Origin of the sequence: uncultured Pigmentiphaga sp. (genome assembly GCF_937950555.1) — a bacterium.
Classification (GTDB): Bacteria; Pseudomonadota; Gammaproteobacteria; order Burkholderiales; family Burkholderiaceae_B; genus Pigmentiphaga.
This window is the reverse complement of record NZ_CALFCW010000037.1, coordinates 1-3995: the sequence shown is the minus strand read 5'-3', so window position 1 is coordinate 3995 and position 3995 is coordinate 1. Positions and strand designations below refer to the sequence as shown.

Sequence of the window (3995 nt, the reverse complement as noted above, 5' to 3'; positions counted from 1 at the left end):
AGCGCGACCGTTCCCATCGAGACCTTCGGCGTGAGCTGTTGGTGGAACGATGCGACGGGCATCCTGGACGTGTGGGCCTCCATCCAAATGCCCAAATATCCTGACCAGCTTGCGCGGGCACTGCGTTTGCCCGGCAACGCGGTGCGGGTGCATTTCGACGTGGACGTCGGCGGAAGCTACGGCGTCAAGCGCGGGCTCAAGCACACCGTCCTCGTGGGCTATTTGTCGCGCAAGCTCGGCAGGCCGGTGCGGTTCATCGAAGACAGGCTGGAGAACATGCGTGGCGGCGACATGCAGGGCCCTGACCGGGTCTTCGACGTGACGCTTGCCTTCGACGACGCGGGAGTGGTCAAGTCCATGCGCATGCGAGCGGTGGACGACATCGGCGCGTACTCGGGGCGGGCGCCGTTGCAGCTCGGCAAGCCCGTGGGCGCCATTGTCGGCCCCTACCGGATCGGCAGCGTCGAGTACGAGGCCGTTTCCGTCATGACGAACAAGACGCCGCAAGAGGCCGTGCGCGGCTTCGGCCAGTCGCCGACTAATTACGCGATCGAAACCGGCATGGACAAGGTCGCGCGCTTCCTCGGGCTTGATCGCATCGAGCTGCGTCGCCGCAACCTCATCGCCAAAGACGAATTCCCCTATCTCATCCCCAGCGGGACGACCTACGACTCGGGGGACTACGAAACCGTGCTGGGCAAGGCGCTGGCAGCGGCGCCCTGGGACGAGCTCGTGCAGCAGCGCGATGCCCTGCGCAAGCAGGGCTTGCTCGCCGGGATCGGGGTGTCGACCTGCCTGGAACCTTCGGGCGGGAATTCGGCCTTCGAGCCGCTTTTCAATCCCAAGAACACCACCACGACCTGGATGGACTCCTGCCTCGTCCGCATCGACCTCTCCGGAGCGATCACGGCGGTGATGGGCACGTCCACATCGGGCCAGGCGCACGAGACCTTGGTGTCGACCGTGGTGGGCGAGATCCTGCAGCGGGATCCGGACGGCATACGGGTGTTGCATGCCGATTCGCTCAATGCCTTGCCTTCGAACAGTCCGGTGGGCAGCCGCATGGCCATCATGCTGGGCGGCGCCGCTGCTGGAGCGGCGAAGAAGCTGCGTGCCAAGCTACTTCGCATTGCCGCACACAACCTGGGGCTTCCCGAGGACCAGCTCGAGTACGACGGGGGCGATGTCGTGGCCAAGGCCACGCCCGACAAACGCATCACTTGGTCCAGCCTCGTCGAAATCGCCCACCGCATGTTCCACAAGATGCCAGAAGGTGTCGAACCGGGCCTGCAAGAGAAATTCGTCTGGGAAGTACCCACGGGCGGAATCATGCCTACCGAGGACGGCCGGGTGCAGATGTATCCGTGCCACTCGTTCGAAGCGCACGTGGTATTGCTCAGCATTGACCCCGAAACCGGCAAGGCTCGGTTCCACCGCTACGTTTGCGGCCACGATTGCGGCGTGATGATCAGCCCGGACGTGGTGCACGGCATGACCTACGGAGGCATCGCGCATGGCCTGGGGGCGGCCATGATGGAGAAGTTCGCCTTCTCCGAAGAGGGCCAGTTGCTGGCGGGCACGTTCATGGACTATCTCCTGCCGAGCGCAATGGAGGTTCCCCCTATCACCATCGTCGATCATTGCACGCCGTCGCCTCTCACCGAGTTTGGCCAGAAAGGTTCGGGCGAGGCGGGGTACCTGGGTAGTCCGGCCGCCATCGCGGCTGCCGTCAACGACGCCTTGGCTCCCGTGGGCGCCAGCATCGACGCCCTGCCCATGACGCCCCAGGCTATCTGGAGCGCGTTGCGGCACGCTGCCCGCGAGCGCGGCACCGGCGCAGAAGCGCCCTCGCGTGAGTTGGAGGTGATGCGATGAGCAATCCGAACATGGGGCCGGCAGGCGGCAAAACGCTGCGGGTGCAAGGGCCGGCGTGCGAGCTCGCCGTGCACCTGCGGGGCGATCCCGCGGGAGAGCCGGTGGTCATGACGCATTCCATCCTCTGTTCCAGCATGATGTGGGCGGACCAGGCCGCGGCCCTCGCGGAACGAGGGTGGCGGGTCATCCTCGTCGATGCCCGGGGGCATGGTGCATCGGGCGTGCCTTCTGGTCCCGCGACGATGGACGACCTGGCCGACGATACGGTGGCGGTGCTCGACGCCTTGGGCATCGCGCGGGCCCACTACGTCGGCTTGTCGCTCGGTGGGATGAGTGGCTTCGGCCTGGCGCTGCGGCATCCGGAAAGATTGTCGAGCGCGCTGCTGTGCGACGCGCGGGTCGACACCCCAGGCGATCTTGGGAAGGTCTGGGACGAGCGCATAGCCATCGCCCAGTCGCAGGGTACGGCCGCATTGGCCGATTCGACTGTGGAACGTTGGTTCGGGCGTGCATTCGTCGAGCGCCATCCCAACATCGCCGCGCGTTTCCGCGACCAAGCGGCGGCCACTTCGGTAGCAGGCTTCGTCAGCTGCGCACAGGCCATACAAAGCATGAACTACCTGCCCGACGTGGCGCGCATCGCGGTACCCGTCACGCTGCTGGTGGGTGGCAACGACGGAGTCCTGCCTAATGCGATGCGCGATCTCCAGCGCTTGATTGCCGGCTCGGTGCTCGAAGTCATTCCCGATGCCGGCCATCTACCCAACATTGATCAGCCAGCCGCGTTCCAGGATGCGTTCTGGCGCCATTTCTCCCGCGTGGCGACCCACTGAGCCGCAGGCCGGGCATCGGAACGACGCTCCCTTTTTTCTTTCTACAGGAGACTTTTCATGAGCGAGCAGCTCTCGATAGAGCAGGACGGGCGCATTCTTCGCATTACCTTCAACCGCCCCCACGACAACGGCGTGACCGACGCCATGGCATCCGAATTTTCCGAGGCCGTGCTGAATGCGCACAACACCTCGGACATGGTGCTCCTGCGTAGCGTAGGCCCCGATTTCTGCACCGGCCGGGCCCGCGATCCCGGTTCGCCGCCTCCGGCTCCCGAGGCCTACGCCCGCCGCCCTGAATACGATCCGATTTTCAACAGCTACAAGGCCATACGCAACGCGCAGGTTCCGGTCGTGGCTGCGATCGAAGGGCGTGCCATGGGATTCGGCACGGCCATTGCAGCGTTGTGCGACGTCTCGTTCGCGAGCGAAACGGCCACGTTCAACATTCCCGAAATCGCGCACAACGTCATGCCGACCATGGTCATGTCTGCGCTCTACGACCGGGTCAACCGCAACGCCATCTTGTGGATGGCGTATTCCACGGACTTCATCGATGCGCACCGTGCCATGGCATACGGCCTGGTCAGCACGGTGGTTCCGGCCGACAGGCTCGAGGCAGAGCTCGACCGCTTCTGCAAGCTGCTGCTCAGCCGCCCGCGGCCTGCCATCCTCGGCCTCAAGGAATATCTCCACGTCGCCCCGCGCATGGACGAGCTAGGCGCCATCGAGTATGCGCGCGCACTGCACTCCATGGTCAATACCGCGGCAGCCATGAAGCGCAAGCCCGACTGAGGCCGAGGTACCCATGGAGATCACCGGCACTCAGATCATTGCCGCGCCGCGGGAAGACGTGTGGAACGCCCTGAACGATCCCGACGTGCTCAAGCGGTGCCTGCCTGGCTGCGAATCGGCCGAGCGCGTCGGCCCGGATGAATTCCGCATCGTGATCACTGCGGCCATCGGTCCTTTGCGCCCTCGCTTCACGGGCTCACTGCGCCTGACGGAGGCGCATCCGCCTTCGTCGTGCGTGATGGTTTTCGAGGGGCAGGGCGGAGCCATGGGGTTTGGCAAGGGCTCGGCCGCTGTCGCGCTGCACGAGGAGGGAGCGGCCACGCGCCTGGCCTACGAGGCGCAGGCCCAGGTCGGCGGCAAGCTGGCGCAGGTTGGCGCACGCCTGATCGACAGCGTCGCGAGGAAGATGTCGGACGATTTCTTCAAGGCGTTCCGCGAGCAGTTCGTCTCGCTGGAGGCTGGGGACGAGGCGCGGCCGACCGCCGATCGTCCCGC

At 65.4% G+C, this 3995-nt stretch carries 4 protein-coding genes; all 4 read left to right on the top strand.

From position 1 onward, the window contains the following. Nucleotides 1-1875 (top strand): molybdopterin cofactor-binding domain-containing protein (locus Q0319_RS10470; protein ID WP_299452314.1); only part of this gene is annotated, 1875 nt, incomplete at its 5' end. Then, nucleotides 1872-2708 (top strand): alpha/beta hydrolase, encoded by an 837-nt coding sequence (locus Q0319_RS10465; RefSeq protein WP_299452313.1) that lies wholly within the window; start codon nt 1872-1874, stop codon nt 2706-2708. The genes Q0319_RS10470 and Q0319_RS10465, both read left to right, overlap by 4 nt. Before the next feature lie 57 nt (nt 2709-2765). Then, on the top strand, nt 2766-3500 hold the full coding sequence (locus Q0319_RS10460) for an enoyl-CoA hydratase/isomerase family protein (RefSeq protein WP_299452312.1): 735 nt from the start codon (nt 2766-2768) through the stop codon (nt 3498-3500). Nucleotides 3501-3513: 13 nt separating this feature from the next. After that, a partial coding sequence (locus Q0319_RS10455) for a carbon monoxide dehydrogenase subunit G (protein ID WP_299452310.1) occupies nt 3514-3995 on the top strand: 482 nt, incomplete at its 3' end.

Excerpts from the sequence above, each read along its gene's own strand:
- Q0319_RS10465 (WP_299452313.1), top strand. The coding sequence starts at position 1,872 with ATGAGCAATCCGAACATGGGGCCGGCAGGCGGCAAAACGCTGCGGGTG.
- Q0319_RS10460 (WP_299452312.1), top strand. The coding sequence starts at position 2,766 with ATGAGCGAGCAGCTCTCGATAGAGCAGGACGGGCGCATTCTTCGCATT.